Consider the following 16,814-nt stretch of genomic DNA (forward strand, 5'->3'; position numbering starts at 1 on the left):
CGCGCGCCGGGGGTGTTGTGGTCGTCCTTTTCCGGCAGCACGGTGCCGAGCACGGACACGCCGGTGCGCATCACGTCCATCGGGTGGGCGCTGGCGGGCACCCATTCGAGGGCGGCCTTGACGTTGGCGGGCAGACCGCGCAGGGCCTTGAGCTTGGCCTTGTAGGCAGCCAGTTCGGCGCGGGTGGGGAGCTTGCCGTGCACCAGCAGGTGGGCGATTTCCTCGAATTCGCAGGTCTCGGCGATGTCGAGGATGTCGTAGCCGCGGTAGTGCAGGTCGTTGCCGGTACGGCCGACCGTGCACAGGGCGGTATTGCCGGCGGTCACGCCCGACAGGGCGACGGACTTCTTGGGCTTCGGGCCGTTCTGCGGGACTGRCTGCTGCTCTGACATCGCGTCTCCTGTCTGGTCTCTTGCCCGAGCCAAGCGCGGGATCGATCCTGTTGCACACCGTGGTCATCGCCTGGCGCGCGCCAGGCAACGTTCATGCAAAGAAGCGTTCGAGCACCGTGCCGGGCAAATCAGCACCGGTGGCGTGCGCCCGCTGCAGCAGCGACCAGTAATACCGGTAGCTGGCCCGATCGTGCAGTTGGCCCTGGTGGCGGATCGGTGCCCAGTTGTTCTCGTAGGCGGCCAGCAGGATCTCGCTGGACGCGCCAATCTCCGTGCCGCTGGGGCGGAAGGCCGCAACGATCGGCTGGATCTGGCTCGGGTGGATGCTCCACTTGCGCAGGTAGCCGAATTCGGCCCGGGCGCGCAGGGCATCGTCTCCGGCGCGGGACGGCTGCTCGATATCGGTGCTGACGTTATGCGAGGGCACCTTGCCGTACCGATGGCAGGCGGCCGAGATCTCCAGCATGGCGCGCCGGATCAGCGGGTGCTCGAACTGCTGCGGCGAGCGCATGGCGTCGCCCGGGATGGCACCGTGGTGGGCGGAGACGAAATCCATCAGCCCGAAGCTGAGGCATTCMACCTGCACGAGGCGGGCGATGTCGAATACCTGGTCCAATGCGGCATGYGTCTCTATCAGCACATGAATGGGGATGTGCCGTGCGATGCCGGCGGCGCGGGCCGCCTGGTTCACGTGGTCGGTAACGCGCGCGACCTCGACCACATCGGTCACCTTGGGCACCACCACATAGGCCAGCCGGGCGCCGGCGCTGCCCACCAGGGTGTCGATGTCCTGGCGCCAGCAGGGGTGCGCCGGGYCATGGATGCGCACGCCCACGCGGTTGAAGTGGTTTTGCGGGCTGTTGATGAGGCKTGCGCACAATTCAGCGTGCTCGCGCTCCAGCCCGACGGCGGTGCCGTCTTCGCAGTCGAAGGTGATATCGAAGACGGGCCCAAGCTCCTGCTGCAGGGCAAGCGACTTCAGCATCAGCTTTTCGTTGCCGGCATAGTGGTCGCAGACCGGCAGTTGCGTCGGAACGGCTTCGCCCTGGAACAAGACCTCGGAAGGATGCACTTTATTCAATCGAATAGCGGTTGGGGGAGGCAGGGGCGGGGCGCCAGAATGAAAAAACCGGAGCCTGCGCCGATTCGTGAATCGATGCGAGGCTCCGGTCTAGTCATTGGCGCTGCCTGGATCCTGGATCAGCCGAGCAGATGCTGCACGCCGRCACGCTCTTCTTCCAGTTCCTTGAGCGTGATATTGATCTTTTCCTGGCTGTAGGCGTCGACTTCGAGGCCCTTGACCATTTCGTACTTGCCGTTGGCGGTGGTCACCGGGAAGCCGAACATGGTGTCTTCGGGGATGCCGTACGAACCGTCCGACGGGATGCCCATGGTGACCCACTTGCCGTTCGAGCCCAGGACCCAGTCATGCACGTGGTCGATGGCAGCGTTGGCGGCCGAAGCTGCCGACGACAGGCCACGGGCCTCGATGATGGCGGCGCCGCGCTTGCCAACGGTCGGCAGGAACACGTCGTTGTTCCAGGCGTGGTCGTTGATCAGGTCCTTGACGCTCTGGCCGTCGACGGTCGCGTAGCGGTAGTCGGCGTACATGGTCGGGCTGTGGTTGCCCCAGACGAACATCTTCTCGATCGACGCGACCGGCTTGCCAGTCTTGGCGGCGATTTGCGACAGGGCACGATTGTGATCCAGGCGCAGCATGGCGGTGAAGTTCTCCTTGGGCAGGCTCGGAGCCGACTTCATCGCGATGTAGGCGTTGGTGTTGGCCGGGTTGCCGACCACCAGCACCTTGATGTCGCGGGCGGCGACTTCGTCCAGCGCCTTGCCTTGCACCGTGAAGATCTGTGCGTTGGCTTCGAGCAGGTCCTTGCGCTCCATGCCCTTGCTACGCGGACGGGCACCGACCAGCAGCGCGACGTTGGCGTCCTTGAACGCGACCTTGGGGTCGTCGGTGATCACCACGCCGGCCAGCAGCGGGAATGCGCAATCTTCCAGTTCCATCACCACGCCCTTGACGGCGGCCTGGGCTTGCGGGAGGTCGAGCAATTGGAGGATGACCGGCTGGTCTTTGCCAAGCATGTCGCCATTGGCGATGCGGAACAGCAGGGAGTAGCCGATCTGGCCAGCGGCGCCGGTGACTGCGACGCGCATTGGGGCTTTAGCCATGAGTAATTCTCCAAACAAGAAGAGGGGGAAACTGGTCGGTGCCTGGCCGGAGGGTAGTCCGGACGTCACCGGTTGCGGGTTTGTCGCCACGGCGGCAAGCGGCAATCCGCCGGCGCGCTGCTAGCGGTACCGACTGGAGAGAGCCACAACGGGTCATGGGGTGCGACAAAGCGTAAGTCTACTGCGAAGAGGGGTGCCGTATCCAGAGCGGGTGCAGGCGTGAAACCTGCGGGAGTGTAGGCCTGCACATTTGTGTTGTCAATTCATATGTCTTATATAAGACATAAGACATTTGATGGCGGGCTGGACGTGCTTCCTCGTTTTGTGGTGAAATTCGCTTATGTCATCCCTGCCCCCGTCCCTCGCCGGCACTGCCGTTGCTGCAGTGCAGGATAATGGCGCCGCTACGTCCGGCGCCGGGACACAGCCGTCCGCCGCGGCGGCCTCGCCAACCTTCAGCCCACTCTATCAGCAGATCAAGGCGCTCATCACGCAGAGCCTGCAGTCCGGTGAATGGAAGCCTGGCGACATGATCCCCAGCGAAATGGACCTGGCAGCCCGCTACAAGGTCAGCCAGGGCACGGTGCGCAAGGCCATCGACGAACTCGCGGCCGAAAACCTGGTGGCGCGCCGCCAGGGCAAGGGCACGTTTGTCACGACGCACCACGAGGATGGCGTGAAGTTCCGCTTCCTGCGCCTGGTGCCGGACGAGGGCGAGCCCCATTATGGGGCCAGCCAGGTGCTGGAATGCAAGCGCCTGCGCGCGCCGGCCGAAATCGCACGCCTTCTCGATATCCGCACCGGCGATGGCGTGGTGCAGATCCGCCGCGTGCTGTTTTTCTCCGGCGAGCCGACCGTGCTGGACGAAATCTGGCTGCTGGGCACCAACTTCAAGGGCCTGACGGCCGAGAAGCTGACCGAATGGAAGGGCCCGATGTATGCGCTGTTCGAGGCTGAATTCGGCACGCGCATGATCCGGGCGACCGAAAAAATCCGCGCGGTGGCCGCTGACCAGGCCACCGCGTCGCTGTTGTCCGTGGACGCTGGCACGCCGCTTTTGTCTGTCGAGCGCGTCTCGTTCACCTATGGCGACCGGCCCGTCGAAGTCCGTCGCGGCCTGTATGTAACCACCCGGCACTATTATCAGAACGATTTGAGCTGACCCGCCGGAATGCAATCCATGTCGATTATTGCTGTTGCAGCCACGGCAGCCCCCGCTGTTGCGCAAAGCAAGGATGATTACCTCGCGGCATGGTTGCGTGCGATTGTCGGGCACGCCATGTTGGTGCGCGATAGCTGAAAATTATTGGTGCGCCGCGCAACAAAGGCGCTAAAATTATCGGGATTTGCTCTGGCTGCATCCATTTGCATCCAGGGCGCTCAGAAGTTTCGTTTTTTGTTTACCGCAAATGGGGTCTAGCAATGGCTGAAGCCAAACAAGCCAGGCCGGAGTTCAGGAACATCCATGTGACGCAGCTGGTGCGTTACAGGTTGCCCTGGGCCGGCAAGGTGTCCATCCTGCATCGCGCAAGCGGTGCTCTGATGTTCCTCCTCCTTCCTTTCGTCCTGTATCTCTTCGAACAGAGCGTCACTTCCGAACTGAGCTTCGCAAAGTTCTCGGCGCTTCTGTCCGGCGGCTTCGTCAAGCTGGTTCTGCTGGCTCTGATCTGGGGTTACCTGCACCACTTCTGCGCCGGCATCCGTTTCCTGCTGCTCGACGTGCACGTTGGCGTGACCAAGCCCGCTTCGGCGAAGTCCGCTGTTGCCGTGCTGATCATCAGCCTGTTGCTCACCGCTGTGTTCGGCCTGAAGCTGTTCGGCCTGTTCTGAGGAGAGAGTCAACGTGGCAAATAATAATATCGGTCCCAAGCGTCTGGTCGTCGGTGCGCACTACGGTCTCAAAGACTGGCTCGMGCAGCGCGTCACCGCTGTCATCATGGTGGTCTTCACCATCGTGCTGGCAGTCGCCTTCCTGCTCTCGAACGGCGCTTCCTACGAAGCGTGGGCAGGTCTCTTCTCCAACCAGTGGATGAAGATCATCACGTTCCTCACCATCCTGTCGCTGCTGTATCACGCCTGGATTGGCGTGCGCGACATCTGGATGGACTATGTGAAGCCGATGGCCGTGCGCCTCGCGCTGCAAGTTCTTACGATTCTGTGGCTCGTCGGTTGTGCGGGCTACGCAGCTCAGATTCTCTGGAGGGTGTAATAAATGGTCGCAGTCAAGACAGGATTGCCGCGTCGTCGCTTTGACGTGGTCATCGTCGGGGCGGGCGGCGCTGGGATGCGCGCATCCCTCCAGCTCGCGGAAGCCGGCCTGAATGTCGCCGTGCTCTCCAAGGTYTTCCCGACMCGCTCGCACACYGTSGCGGCGCAGGGTGGCATTGGCGCTTCGCTCGGCAACATGAGCGAGGACAACTGGCACTATCACTTCTACGACACCATCAAGGGTTCCGATTGGCTGGGCGACCAGGACGCAATCGAATTCATGTGCCGCGAAGCCCCCAAGGTCGTCTACGAGCTCGAGCACTTCGGCATGCCGTTCGACCGTAACGCCGACGGCACCATCTACCAGCGTCCGTTCGGCGGTCATACGTCGAACTACGGCGAGAAGCCGGTCCAGCGCGCTTGCGCGGCTGCCGACCGTACCGGCCACGCACTGCTGCACACGCTGTACCAGCGCAATGTGCGCGCCAAGACGCACTTCTTCGTCGAGTGGATGGCGCTGGACCTGATCCGCGACGCCGACGGCGACGTGCTGGGCGTGACCGCGCTGGAAATGGAAACCGGCGAGGTCTACATCCTCGAGGCCAAGACCACGCTGTTCGCCACCGGCGGCGCCGGCCGTATCTACGCCGCGTCGACCAATGCCTTCATCAACACCGGTGACGGCCTGGGCATGGCAGCGCGCGCAGGCGTGCCGCTGGAAGACATGGAGTTCTGGCAGTTCCACCCGACCGGCGTGGCCGGCGCGGGCGTGCTGATCACSGAAGGYGYGCGCGGSGAAGGCGGTATCCTGCGTAACAAGGACGGCGAACGCTTCATGGAGCGCTATGCGCCGACGCTGAAGGATCTGGCGCCGCGCGACTTCGTCTCGCGCTCGATGGACCAGGAAATCAAGGAAGGCCGCGGTTGTGGCCCGAACGGCGACTACGTGCTGCTGGACCTGACGCACGTCGGGGCCGACACCATCATGAAGCGCCTGCCGTCGATCCGCGAGATCGGCGTCAAGTTCGCCAACGTCGACGCGATCAAGGAACCGATCCCGGTGGTGCCGACCATCCACTACCAGATGGGCGGTATCCCGACCAACATTAATGGCCAGGTGGTGGCGCCGAAGAACGGCAACCCCAACGAAGTCATCAACGGTTTCTACGCGATCGGCGAATGCTCCTGCGTGTCGGTGCACGGCGCCAACCGCCTGGGCACCAACTCGCTGCTGGACCTGGTGGTGTTCGGCCGCGCGGCCGGCAACCACATCGCCGCGACCTCGATCAAGCAGAAAGAGCACAAGCCGCTGCCGGCCGATGCTGCCGACCGCGCCATGTCGCGCCTGGCCAAGCTGCAATCGTCGTCGTCGGGTGAATACACCCAGGACGTGGCCAACGACATCCGCAAGAACATGCAGTCGCATGCCGGTGTGTTCCGTACGCAGAAGCTGATGGACGAAGGCGTCGAGCGCATCCTGGAAGTGGCGGAACGTGCTGACAACATCCATCTGAAGGACAAGTCCAAGGTCTTCAACACCGCGCTGGTGGAAGCCCTGGAAGTGGCCAACCTGGTGGAAGTGGCCAAGGCCACCATGATTTCGGCAGCTGCCCGCAAGGAATCCCGCGGTGCGCACGCGCACAGCGACTTCCCGAATCGCGACGACGAGAGCTGGCTCAAGCACACGCTGTTCTACAGCGAAGGCAACCGCCTCGACTACAAGCCGGTGAAGATGAACCCGCTGACGGTGGAAAGCGTTCCTCCCAAGGCCCGGACCTTCTAAGCACCGCGTAGGACCCACAGGACCCACAGAAATGAAGCGTATTTTCGAAGTCTACCGCTACGACCCGGACAAGGATGCGGCTCCCCGCATGCAAACGTACGAGGTCGAGCTCGACGGTCATGAGCGCATGTTGCTCGACGCGCTGGTCAAGCTGAAGAAGCTGGACGAAACCATCTCGTTCCGCCGCTCGTGCCGCGAAGGCGTGTGCGGTTCGGACGCGATGAATATCAACGGCAAGAACGGTCTGGCCTGCCTGACCAATATGCTCGAGCTGCCGGAACGCATCGTCTTGCGTCCGCTGCCCGGCCTGCCGGTGGTGCGCGACCTGATCGTCGACATGACGCAGTTCTTCAAGCAGTACAACTCGATCAAGCCGTACCTCATCAACGACGAGCCGCCGCCCGAGAAAGAGCGCCTGCAGTCGCCCGAGGAACGCGACGAGCTGGACGGCCTGTACGAGTGCATCTTGTGCGCAAGCTGCTCGACGTCGTGCCCGTCGTTCTGGTGGAACCCGGAYAAGTTCGTCGGCCCGGCCGGCCTGCTGCAAGCCTAYCGCTTTATCGCGGAYAGCCGCGAYCAGGCSACCRGCCAGCGCCTGGACRACCTGAACGACCCGTACCGCCTGTTCCGYTGCCACAGCATCATGAACTGCGTCGACGTTTGCCCGAAGGGGTTGAACCCGACCAAGGCCATCGGCAAGATCAAAGAGCTGATGGTTCGCCGCTCGGTCTGATCCTKCGCGGTTGTTGTAAGCGGCGCGTCAGTCCGGGCTATCAAACTGCATACCCGACCGGCGCGCCGGAAGTAGGTACCTATGACCGAAAGTGTTTCCCCCAGTTTCTCCCACCAGGCCGATCCGCACCGGCGTGCACGACTGCGCTGGCGCGCGCGGCGCGGCCTCCTGGAGAACGACATCATCGTCGAACGTTTTTTCAACCGTTACGAAGAGAGCCTCTCCGACCAGGACGTGGCCTCGCTCTCCGAACTCTTCGAGCTGAGCGACAACGAGTTGATGGACCTGCTTCTTGCGCGCAAGGAGTTGGACGGTGAGCTCGACACGCCCCCGATGCAGCACGTGATTGCCCTGCTGCGTTCGGTCTGAGTTTCGTCAACATTATTAGTCAGCATTAGAAGGAACCGACATGACGCCGTCCGATGTGAAAGCCACGCTATCGTTTTCCGATGGTTCCCCCAGCGTTGAGCTGCCGATTTATACGGGTACCGTTGGCCCCGATGTAATCGATATTCGCAAGCTGTACGGACAAACCGGCAAGTTCACCTATGACCCCGGTTTCATGTCGACGGCTTCGTGCAATTCGAAGATCACCTATATYGACGGGGACAAGGGTGAGCTGCTGTATCGCGGCTACCCGATCGAGCAGCTGGCCACCAAGTGCGACCACCTGGAAACCTGTTACCTGCTGCTCAAGGGCGAACTGCCCAATGCCAAGCAGAAGGAAGAATTCGTCGGTGCCGTGATGAACCACACCATGGTTCACGAGCAGATGCAGTTCTTCCTGCGCGGCTTCCGCCGCGACGCCCACCCGATGGCCGTCCTGACGGGCCTGGTGGGCGCCATGAGCGCGTTCTACCACGACGCCATGGACATCGATGATCCGCACCAGCGCGAAATCTCCGCGATCCGCCTGATCGCCAAGATGCCGACCCTGGTCGCCATGGCCTACAAGTACAACATCGGCCAGCCGTACATCTATCCGCAGAACGACCTGTCCTACTCGGGCAACTTCATGCAGATGATGTTCTCCACGCCGTGCGCCCCGTACAAGGTGAACCCGGTGCTCGAGCGCGCGCTCGACCGCATCTTCATCCTGCACGCGGACCACGAGCAGAACGCCTCCACCTCCACGGTGCGCCTGGCTGGCTCCTCGGGTACCAACCCGTTTGCCGCCATCGCCGCGGGCGTGGCTTGCCTGTGGGGCCCGGCTCACGGTGGCGCCAACGAAGCCGCCCTCAAGATGCTTGAGGAAATCGGCAGCGTCGACAACATCACCGAGTTCATCAAGCAGGTCAAGGACAAGAACTCGGGCGTGCGCCTGATGGGCTTTGGCCACCGCGTGTACAAGAACTACGACCCGCGTGCCAAGCTGATGCGCGAAACCTGCTATGAAGTGCTGAATGAACTGGGCCTGCACAACGACCCGCTGTTCAAGCTCGCCATGGAACTGGAAAAGATCGCGCTGGAAGACGAGTACTTCGTCAGCCGCAAGCTGTACCCGAACGTCGACTTCTACTCGGGCATCGTGCAACGCGCACTTGGCATCCCGACGTCGCTGTTCACCTGCATCTTCGCCCTGGCACGCACCCCGGGCTGGATCTCGCAGTGGGAAGAAATGATCACCGATCCGGAATACAAGATCGGCCGTCCGCGCCAGCTGTTCAACGGCGCGGCAAGCCGCAACGTGCCGGACATGGGCACGCGCTGATGCCCCGGTAAGGTGGCGCTGGCAGTCACGGCGCCGCATGCATCATGAAACGCCCCGGCCTTGGCCGGGGCGTTTTGCTTTTGTGCGMGTGTACCTGCGCAGATCTGATCCGTCAGCCAAGACGAGCCAAGACGGGCCAAGATGGGAAACGGCTCGCCGGGGCGGCGCAGCAATACCAAATGCTCCGGCCTTGCCAAGGCCTTGTCCTCCAGGCCCGGCAGCACTTGTGCGACGCAAAAGATTTATTGCGTGAAAGGTGGCGAAGACGCCAATTTCCGACGATTTGTGCTGTGTTACTACCATTAAGATCCTCATTTGTTGTGCAAATGTGCTATCCGGCGCGGAATTTGACCCTATAATGCGGGCTGCTTTGCCGACAGCAGCCGGGCCACCCTTCCGGACTGCGTTGAGGCGAGCGGGGCAGGCGAATCACCTGCGCAATAGAGAACGCATTAACGTTGTCTTTCCGAACCAAGGTCTTCCGCTGCATGGATTGCAGAGGAGGGCTGACACACGCCGGGCCCCGCACACGCTTCTTTTCTTGCAGGCCCGTCTTCCGCGTCTCGGGCGTTTTTCCCAGTTTTCGCTCGCGGGTGTTGTTCGATTGCGCAGGTCATGCCGTCTCGGCCCATGACCAACCATAATCGAGGAGCACCTGAATGACGCTGTCCCGTCTTACGTCCATCTCCCTGGCCACGGCCCTGTGCGCCTTCGGCGCCGCCGCCAACGCTGAAACCGTCAAGATTGCCATTGCCGGCCCCATGAGCGGCTCGGTCGCCCAGTACGGCGACATGGTCAAGGCTGGTGCGCTGACTGCCATCGAGCAGATCAATGCCGCCGGCGGCGCGGGCGGCAACAAGTTCGAAGTGGTGATGATGGATGACGCCTGCGAACCGAAGCAGGCCGTGGCGGTAGCCAACAAGATCGTCAGCCAGAAGATCCATTACGTGATCGGCCACGTGTGCTCGGGCTCGACCATTCCGGCTTCGGACATCTACGAGAACGAAGGCATCGTCATGGTGACGCCGTCGGCCACCGCGCCGCAGCTGACCGAGAACAAGAAGCGCAAGTTCATCTTCCGCACCATCGGCCGCGACGACCAGCAAGGCCCGGCCGCTGCCCAGTACATCATCACCAAGGTCAAGCCCAAGAAGGTCGCGATCCTGCACGACAAGCAGTCGTACGGCCAGGGCATTGCCTCGTCGGTRAAGAAAGACCTGGAAGCCGCCAAGATCCCCGTGGCTGTGTTCGAAGGCGTGAACGCAGGCGATTCCGACTACTCCGCTGTCATTACCAAGCTCAAGTCGCAAGGCGTGGACTTCGTCTACTTCGGCGGCTACCACCCGGAAATGGGCCTGTTGCTGCGCCAGGCGCGCGAGCAGGGCGTCAAGGCGACCTTCATGGGTCCTGAAGGCGTGGGCAACAAGGACGTGACGGCCATCGCCGGCGCGTCTTCGGAAGGCATGCTGGTCACGCTGCCGGCCGACTTCTCCGCCGATCCGTCCAACGCCGCGCTGGTCAAGGCTTTCGCCGACAAGAAGCGCGATGCCAACGGCCCGTTCCAGATGCCGGCCTACGCCGCGGTCCAGATCATTGGCGATGCCATTGCCGGCGCCAAGAGCACGGATCCGACCAAGGTCGCCGCCTACATGCACAAGAACGCCTTCCAGACCCCGATCGGCAAGGTCGAGTACGATGCGCAGGGCGACCTGAAGTCGTTCAGGTTCGTTGTGTTCACCTGGCACAAGGACGCTACCAAGACCGCCGCCAACTAAGCCGCACACCGGCTTTGCACGCCCCGCTCCCGGTTTGAGCGGGGCGTTTTGGTATCGGGGTCCGGTTGCCCGGCCGGCGCGGTTTATCCGCCGCGTCCGGGGCCTGGGCATATCCGGCATTACGGAGCCGGCCCGGCGCTTGCGCACCTCCTGCAACGCCGGCTTCTCCAGCTTCAAAGTTATGGGGCTTCCCGCATGAACGAGTTCCTTCCACAGTTTACCCAGCAGCTGGTCAATGGCCTGACGCTGGGTGCGATCTATGCGCTGATCGCCATTGGCTACACCATGGTCTACGGCATCATCGGCATGATCAATTTTGCCCACGGCGAGATCTACATGATCGGCGCCTACGTGGGCCTGGTGACGCTCACGGCCATCGGCGCGAGCGCGGGCTATCCACTGCCGCTGGTGCTGGGGGCCGCCTTGCTGGTGTCTGTCCTGGTCACCGGTTTGTATGGCTTCGCGGTGGAGCGGGTGGCCTACCGGCCCCTGCGCGGCGGTCCGCGGCTGGTGCCGCTGATCTCCGCCATCGGCATGTCGATCTTCCTGCAGAACTATGTGCAGATCGGGCAGGGCGCGCGCGACATGTCCGTGCCGGTGCTGATCTCCGGCGCCATCGAGTTCCAGATGGGCGGCGATTTCACCGTGACCGTACCGTATTCGCGCCTGCTGATCGTCGGCGTGACGCTGGTGCTGATGCTCGCGCTGACGCTGTTCATCGGCCGCTCGCRCATGGGCCGCGCCTGCCGTGCCTGCGCCGAAGACATGCGCATGGCCAACCTGCTCGGCATCGACACCAACCGCGTGATCTCCTTCACCTTCGTGCTGGGCGCGATGCTGGCGGCGGTGGGTGGCGTGCTGATCGGCCTGACCATCGGCAAGCTCAACCCGTACATCGGCTTCGTGGCGGGCATCAAGGCCTTCACCGCGGCCGTGCTGGGCGGCATCGGCAGCATCCCGGGCGCCATGCTTGGCGGCGTGCTGCTGGGCCTGGCCGAGACCTTTGCCTCCGGCTATATGCCGGCCGAGTACAAGGACGTGGTGGCTTTCGGCTTGCTGGTGCTGATCCTGCTGTTCCGCCCGACCGGGCTGCTGGGCAAGCCTGACGTTGAAAAGGTGTGAGGACGCTATGACACAAGCTATTGCTACGCCAATCAGTTTGGCGCAGGGCGCGCCGGCAGGGCAGACCCTGAAGAACGCCATCGTCGCGGCCGTGATGACGGCCATCCTGACCATTCCCGTGCTGGGGCTGCAGCTCAAGCTCGACGGCTACAAGGTCGTGCTCGAGCCGCACTGGCAGCCGGTGTGGCTGGCGGTGGGCGCGGTCTTCCTGTTCCAGCTCTTCAAGCCGCTGTTCCAGCGCGCTACGGCCGGCGTCAAGGTGCCGAGCCTGCCCGCGCTGGGCGCGACCCAGCAGCGCAAGGTGATCTGGCTGCTGCTGGCGGTGGGCCTAGTGTTCCCGTTCTTCAGTTCACGCGGCGCCGTGGACGTGGCCACGCTGGCGCTGATCTACGTGATCCTGGGCCTCGGCCTGAACATCGTGGTGGGCTATGCCGGCCTGCTCGACCTGGGCTATGTCGGCTTCTACGCGGTCGGCGGCTACACCTACGCGCTGCTCAACCAATATTTCGGGCTGACCTTCTGGGAGTGCCTGCCGATCGCCGCCGGCATGTCGGCGCTGTTCGGCTTCGTGCTGGGCTTTCCGGTGCTGAGGCTGCGCGGCGACTACCTGGCCATCGTCACGCTGGGTTTCGGCGAGATCATCCGCTTGCTGCTCAACAACCTGACCAGCCTCACCGGTGGCCCGGATGGCGTGTCGGGCATCCCGAAGCCGACTGTGTTCGGCATCGAGATGGCGCGCAGTTCGAGCGTGGAGGGCGTCAAGACCTTCCATGAGCTCTTGGGCTGGGACTACAGCGGCGAGCACATGGTGATCTTCCTCTACCTGCTGGCGCTGCTGCTGGTGGGCTTCACGCTGTTCGTCACCAGCCGGCTGATCCGCATGCCGATGGGGCGCGCGTGGGAAGCCCTGCGCGAGGACGAGATCGCCTGCCGCTCGCTGGGCCTGAACCCGACCCGCATCAAGCTGTCGGCGTTCACGCTGGGCGCGGCGTTTGCCGGCCTGGGCGGCGCGTTCTTCGCTGCGCGCCAGGGCCTGGTCAATCCCGAATCGTTCACCTTTATCGAGTCCGCGCTGATCCTGGCGGTGGTGGTGCTGGGCGGCATGGGCTCGCAGCTGGGCGTGATCCTGGCCGCCATCCTGCTGACCGCGCTGCCGGAAGTGGCGCGCGGCTTCGCCGAATACCGCATGCTGATTTTCGGCCTGGTGATGGTGCTGATGATGATGTGGCGTCCGCAGGGCCTGCTGCCCGCGAGCCGCCCCCATGTGGAGTTGCCGCAATGAGCCAAGTTCAATCAGCGGAACTGCTGAAAGTCTCCGGTCTGCAGATGCGCTTTGGCGGCCTGCTGGCGGTCGACGGCATCGATTTCGATGTGCGCCGCGATGAAGTCTTCGCCATCATCGGCCCCAACGGCGCGGGCAAGACCACGGTGTTCAACTGCGTGGGCGGCTTTTATAAGCCCACTGCCGGCGAGGTCATGCTGGACGGGCATTCGATCGCCCGCCTGCCGAGCCACCAGGTGGCGCGCCGCGGCTTGGTGCGCACGTTCCAGAATATCCGCTTGTTCAAGCAGCTGACGGTGGTCGAGAACCTGCTGGTGGCGCAACACCTGCAGGTACGCTCCGGGCTGCTGCGCGGGCTGTTTGCCACGCCGGCCTACCGCCGCGCCGAGCGCGAGGCGCTGGAGCGTGCCGCGCTGTGGCTCGAGCGCATGGGCTTGCGCGGCGTGGCCAACCGCGAGGCGGGCACGCTGTCGTATGGCCACCAGCGCCGGCTGGAAATCGCACGCTGCATGATCACCAATCCGCGCTTGCTGATGCTTGACGAGCCAGCTGCCGGCCTCAATCCGCAGGAGAAGGTCGAGTTGTCGCAGTTGATCGACCAGCTGCGGCGCGAGCACAAGATCTCGGTGCTGCTGATCGAGCATGACATGAGCCTGGTGATGGGCGTGTCCGACCGCATCCTGGTGATGGAACACGGCCGCCCGATCCTGGTCGGCAAACCGGCCGAAGTGCGCAACGACCCGCGCGTGATCAAGGCTTACCTGGGAGAGGACTGATGCTGAAGCTGGAACAAGTCCATACCCATTACGGCGCGATCGAAGCGCTGTCTGGCGTATCGATTGAGGTGAACAAGGGCGAGATCGTCACGCTGATCGGCAGCAACGGCGCTGGCAAGACCACGCTGATGATGACCGTGTGCGGCTCGCCGCGCGCATCGAGCGGGCGTGTGATGTTTGAAGGTCAGGACATCACGCGCCGTCCCACGCACGAGATCATGCGCCTCGGCATGGCGATCTCGCCGGAAGGGCGGCGCGTGTTTCCCAGCCTGACGGTGCTGGACAACCTGAAGATGGGCGCCTTCTTCGGCAAGCGCGACGAGATCGAGGCGGGCGTCGAGCACGTCTACAAGCTCTTCCCGCGGCTCAAGCAGCGCTCCACGCAACGCGCCGGCACCATGTCCGGGGGCGAGCAGCAGATGCTGGCCATCGGGCGCGCACTGATGAGCCGGCCCCGGCTGCTGTTGCTGGACGAGCCGACGCTCGGCCTGGCACCGCTGGTGATCGCGCAGATCTTCGACATCATCCGGACCATTCGTGACGAGGGCGTCACAGTGTTCCTGGTCGAGCAGAACGCCAACAAGGCGCTGGGCGTGGCGGATCGCGGCTATGTGCTGGAGACGGGGCGCGTAGTGCTGGCGGACACCGGCGCCAATCTGCTGGCCAACGACCGCATCAAGAGCGCTTACCTGGGCGGCTAACCCAGCCTGCCTCCCGCACACCCGCCTGGCGGGTGAGCGGGAGGCCAGCGCCACTCCCCCCCTTTTCGCCATCGGCGAAATCCCCCTTTCGCCAATCACATTACATTTCCGCCGCCGCGCAGGCCGGGCACGGCCCGGCCGCGCGCTATCGCTGTGGCATAATCGATTGTGAAGTCAAGCATCGCAGCAAGCCGCATTTTATTGCCCGCACTCCTGCGAAAAATCCCCCAAACTACCGCGCGACGCCGCCAACCGTGCTGTACCAAACGGTCCCGGCCCGCCCCCCCTGCATCATGGCCAAGACGCTTTACGACAAACTTTGGGATGACCACACTGTGCACGTCGAGGATGACGGCACCACGATGCTGTACATCGATCGCCATCTGCTGCACGAAGTCACCAGCCCGCAGGCGTTCGAAGGCCTGAAGCTGGCGCAGCGCCCGGTCTGGCGCATCAGCGCCAACCTGGCGGTGTCGGACCACAACGTGCCGACCACGGATCGTAGCCAGGGCATTGCCGATCCGGTGTCGAAGCTGCAGGTGGATACGCTGGACAACAACTGCGACGCATACGGCATCACCCAGTTCAAGATGAACGACCTGCGCCAGGGCATCGTGCACGTGATCGGGCCGGAGCAGGGCGCCACGCTGCCGGGCATGACGGTGGTCTGCGGCGATTCGCATACCAGCACGCACGGCGCGTTTGGCGCGCTGGCGCACGGCATCGGCACCTCCGAGGTGGAGCACGTGCTGGCCACGCAGACGCTGCTGGGCAAGAAGGCCAAGAACATGCTGGTGCGCGTGGAAGGCAAGCTGCCGCGCGGCTGCACCGCCAAGGACATCGTGCTGGCCGTGATCGGCAAGATCGGTACCGCGGGCGGCACCGGCTACACCATCGAGTTCGCTGGCTCGGCCATTCGCGACCTGAGCATGGAAGGGCGCATGACGGTGTGCAACATGGCCATCGAGGCGGGCGCGCGCGCTGGCCTGGTGGCGGTGGACGATGTCACGCTCGAGTACGTCAAGGGCCGCCCGTTCTCGCCGCAGGGCGTGGAGTGGGAGCAGGCCGTGGGCTACTGGCGCACGCTGCATTCGGACGCCGGTGCGCATTTCGACCAGGTGGTCGAGCTGCGTGCGGAAGAGGTTCGTCCGCAGGTGACCTGGGGCACCTCGCCCGAGATGGTCGTCAGCATCGAGGACCGCGTGCCGGATCCCGAGAAGGAAAAAGACCCGAACAAGCGCAACGCCATGGAGCGCGCGCTCGAGTACATGGGCCTGCAGCCCAACGTGCCGGTGGACAGCATCAAGATCGACAAGGTCTTTATCGGTTCCTGCACCAACTCCCGCATTGAAGACATGCGCGCGGCTGCTTGGGTCGTGCAGAAGCTGGGACGCCGCGTGGCGTCCAACGTGAAACTGGCGATGGTGGTGCCGGGCTCGGGCCTGGTCAAGGAGCAAGCCGAGCGTGAAGGGCTGGACAAGGTCTTCAAGGCCGCGGGTTTTGAGTGGCGCGAGCCGGGCTGCTCGATGTGCCTGGCCATGAACGCCGACCGCCTGGAGGCGGGCGAGCGCTGCGCGTCGACCTCGAACCRCAACTTCGAAGGGCGCCAGGGAGCGGGTGGCCGGACTCACCTGGTGAGCCCGGCGATGGCCGCCGCGGCTGCCATCGAAGGCCACTTCGTCGATATCCGCCAGCTCAGCTAATTCGCGCAGGCTCATCATGAAACAAGCCCTGATTGTGTTGCTCGCATGCCTGGGCATGCTGCAACTGGCCGGCTGCCATACGATGGCCGGCCTTGGCAAGGACACACAGGCCGCAGGCCGCTCGCTCGAAAGCGCGGCAAAGAAGTAAGGAACCGACCATGGATAAGTTCACTGTACACAGCGGGCTCACGGTGCCGCTGGACCGCGAGAACGTCGACACCGACGCCATCATCCCGAAGCAATTCCTCAAGTCGATCAAGCGCACCGGCTTCGGCCCGAACCTGTTCGACGAATGGCGCTACAAGGATGTGGGCCAGCCCGGGCAAGACAACAGCCGCCGCCCGCTGAACCCGGACTTCGTGCTCAACCAGCCGCGCTACCAGGGCGGCTCGATCCTGCTGGCCCGCCGCAACTTCGGCTGCGGCAGCTCGCGCGAGCACGCAC

Annotated in this window: 18 protein-coding genes; 15 read left to right on the top strand and 3 right to left on the bottom strand. The window is 63.7% G+C overall.

Features of this window, described 5'->3' with window-relative positions; all coding sequences use genetic code 11:
- The 3 genes from AC1DS3_RS21760 to AC1DS3_RS21770 form a co-directional block, all read right to left on the bottom strand.
- Positions 1 to 392 (bottom strand): citrate/2-methylcitrate synthase (locus tag AC1DS3_RS21760; RefSeq protein WP_477127928.1); only part of this gene is annotated, 392 nt, incomplete at its 3' end.
- A gap of 91 nt (positions 393 to 483) precedes the next feature.
- Positions 484 to 1,464 carry an HpcH/HpaI aldolase/citrate lyase family protein gene (locus tag AC1DS3_RS21765; RefSeq protein WP_477127929.1) on the bottom strand — a complete coding sequence of 327 codons (981 nt, stop codon included), beginning with the start codon at positions 1,462 to 1,464 and terminating at the stop codon, positions 484 to 486.
- A gap of 128 nt (positions 1,465 to 1,592) precedes the next feature.
- On the bottom strand, positions 1,593 to 2,576 hold the full coding sequence (locus tag AC1DS3_RS21770) for a malate dehydrogenase (RefSeq protein WP_477127930.1): 984 nt from the start codon (positions 2,574 to 2,576) through the stop codon (positions 1,593 to 1,595).
- A gap of 340 nt (positions 2,577 to 2,916) precedes the next feature.
- Here AC1DS3_RS21770 and AC1DS3_RS21775 point away from each other — a divergent pair, with 340 nt between their 5' ends.
- The 15 genes from AC1DS3_RS21775 to leuD form a co-directional block, all read left to right on the top strand.
- Entirely contained in the window at positions 2,917 to 3,738 is an 822-nt protein-coding gene (locus tag AC1DS3_RS21775) for a GntR family transcriptional regulator (protein WP_043348039.1), read from the top strand.
- A gap of 260 nt (positions 3,739 to 3,998) precedes the next feature.
- The gene (gene sdhC / locus AC1DS3_RS21780; protein ID WP_441641300.1) at positions 3,999 to 4,406 is read left to right on the top strand and encodes a succinate dehydrogenase, cytochrome b556 subunit; all 408 of its coding nucleotides are present in this window, start codon (positions 3,999 to 4,001) and stop codon (positions 4,404 to 4,406) included.
- Between the two features lie 13 nt (positions 4,407 to 4,419).
- Positions 4,420 to 4,785 (top strand): succinate dehydrogenase, hydrophobic membrane anchor protein, encoded by a 366-nt coding sequence (gene sdhD / locus AC1DS3_RS21785; protein WP_477127931.1) that lies wholly within the window; start codon positions 4,420 to 4,422, stop codon positions 4,783 to 4,785.
- 3 nt (positions 4,786 to 4,788) lie between these two features.
- A complete protein-coding gene (gene sdhA, locus AC1DS3_RS21790; RefSeq protein WP_477127932.1) occupies positions 4,789 to 6,567 on the top strand; it encodes a succinate dehydrogenase flavoprotein subunit in 1,779 nt (592 codons plus the stop codon).
- Between the two features lie 31 nt (positions 6,568 to 6,598).
- Complete coding sequence (locus AC1DS3_RS21795; RefSeq protein ID WP_477127933.1) at positions 6,599 to 7,300, top strand: succinate dehydrogenase iron-sulfur subunit; 702 nt, start codon at positions 6,599 to 6,601, stop codon at positions 7,298 to 7,300.
- Between the two features lie 81 nt (positions 7,301 to 7,381).
- The gene (locus tag AC1DS3_RS21800; RefSeq protein ID WP_006161620.1) at positions 7,382 to 7,669 is read left to right on the top strand and encodes an FAD assembly factor SdhE; all 288 of its coding nucleotides are present in this window, start codon (positions 7,382 to 7,384) and stop codon (positions 7,667 to 7,669) included.
- 40 nt (positions 7,670 to 7,709) lie between these two features.
- A complete protein-coding gene (gltA, locus tag AC1DS3_RS21805; protein ID WP_006161619.1) occupies positions 7,710 to 9,011 on the top strand; it encodes a citrate synthase in 1,302 nt (433 codons plus the stop codon).
- Positions 9,012 to 9,670: 659 nt separating this feature from the next.
- Positions 9,671 to 10,786, top strand: coding sequence for a branched-chain amino acid ABC transporter substrate-binding protein (locus tag AC1DS3_RS21810; RefSeq protein ID WP_441641302.1), 1,116 nt, complete (start codon positions 9,671 to 9,673; stop codon positions 10,784 to 10,786).
- Between the two features lie 195 nt (positions 10,787 to 10,981).
- A complete protein-coding gene (gene livH / locus AC1DS3_RS21815; RefSeq protein ID WP_477127934.1) occupies positions 10,982 to 11,908 on the top strand; it encodes a high-affinity branched-chain amino acid ABC transporter permease LivH in 927 nt (308 codons plus the stop codon).
- 7 nt (positions 11,909 to 11,915) lie between these two features.
- On the top strand, positions 11,916 to 13,190 hold the full coding sequence (locus tag AC1DS3_RS21820; protein WP_441641303.1) for a high-affinity branched-chain amino acid ABC transporter permease LivM: 1,275 nt from the start codon (positions 11,916 to 11,918) through the stop codon (positions 13,188 to 13,190).
- On the top strand, positions 13,187 to 13,966 hold the full coding sequence (livG, locus tag AC1DS3_RS21825) for a high-affinity branched-chain amino acid ABC transporter ATP-binding protein LivG (protein WP_043348014.1): 780 nt from the start codon (positions 13,187 to 13,189) through the stop codon (positions 13,964 to 13,966). The genes AC1DS3_RS21820 and livG overlap by 4 nt, the downstream gene beginning before the upstream one ends.
- A complete protein-coding gene (locus AC1DS3_RS21830; RefSeq protein WP_043348012.1) occupies positions 13,966 to 14,667 on the top strand; it encodes an ABC transporter ATP-binding protein in 702 nt (233 codons plus the stop codon). The genes livG and AC1DS3_RS21830 overlap by 1 nt, the downstream gene beginning before the upstream one ends.
- Before the next feature lie 293 nt (positions 14,668 to 14,960).
- Positions 14,961 to 16,370, top strand: coding sequence for a 3-isopropylmalate dehydratase large subunit (leuC, locus tag AC1DS3_RS21835; protein WP_477127935.1), 1,410 nt, complete (start codon positions 14,961 to 14,963; stop codon positions 16,368 to 16,370).
- 16 nt (positions 16,371 to 16,386) lie between these two features.
- Complete coding sequence (locus AC1DS3_RS21840) at positions 16,387 to 16,518, top strand: entericidin A/B family lipoprotein (protein ID WP_006161612.1); 132 nt, start codon at positions 16,387 to 16,389, stop codon at positions 16,516 to 16,518.
- A gap of 10 nt (positions 16,519 to 16,528) precedes the next feature.
- The coding region (leuD, locus tag AC1DS3_RS21845) for a 3-isopropylmalate dehydratase small subunit (protein ID WP_477127936.1) at positions 16,529 to 16,814 on the top strand (286 nt) is incomplete at its 3' end.

The sequence above is a fragment of the Cupriavidus sp. 01L46 genome, assembly GCF_056399905.1.

Coding starts and splice junctions, on each gene's coding strand:
- sdhC (WP_441641300.1), top strand. CDS start 3,999: ATGGCTGAAGCCAAACAAGCCAGGCCGGAGTTCAGGAACATCCATGTG.
- AC1DS3_RS21840 (WP_006161612.1), top strand. CDS start 16,387: ATGAAACAAGCCCTGATTGTGTTGCTCGCATGCCTGGGCATGCTGCAA.
- AC1DS3_RS21775 (WP_043348039.1), top strand. CDS start 2,917: ATGTCATCCCTGCCCCCGTCCCTCGCCGGCACTGCCGTTGCTGCAGTG.
- livG (WP_043348014.1), top strand. CDS start 13,187: ATGAGCCAAGTTCAATCAGCGGAACTGCTGAAAGTCTCCGGTCTGCAG.
- AC1DS3_RS21830 (WP_043348012.1), top strand. CDS start 13,966: ATGCTGAAGCTGGAACAAGTCCATACCCATTACGGCGCGATCGAAGCG.
- AC1DS3_RS21820 (WP_441641303.1), top strand. CDS start 11,916: ATGACACAAGCTATTGCTACGCCAATCAGTTTGGCGCAGGGCGCGCCG.
- AC1DS3_RS21800 (WP_006161620.1), top strand. CDS start 7,382: ATGACCGAAAGTGTTTCCCCCAGTTTCTCCCACCAGGCCGATCCGCAC.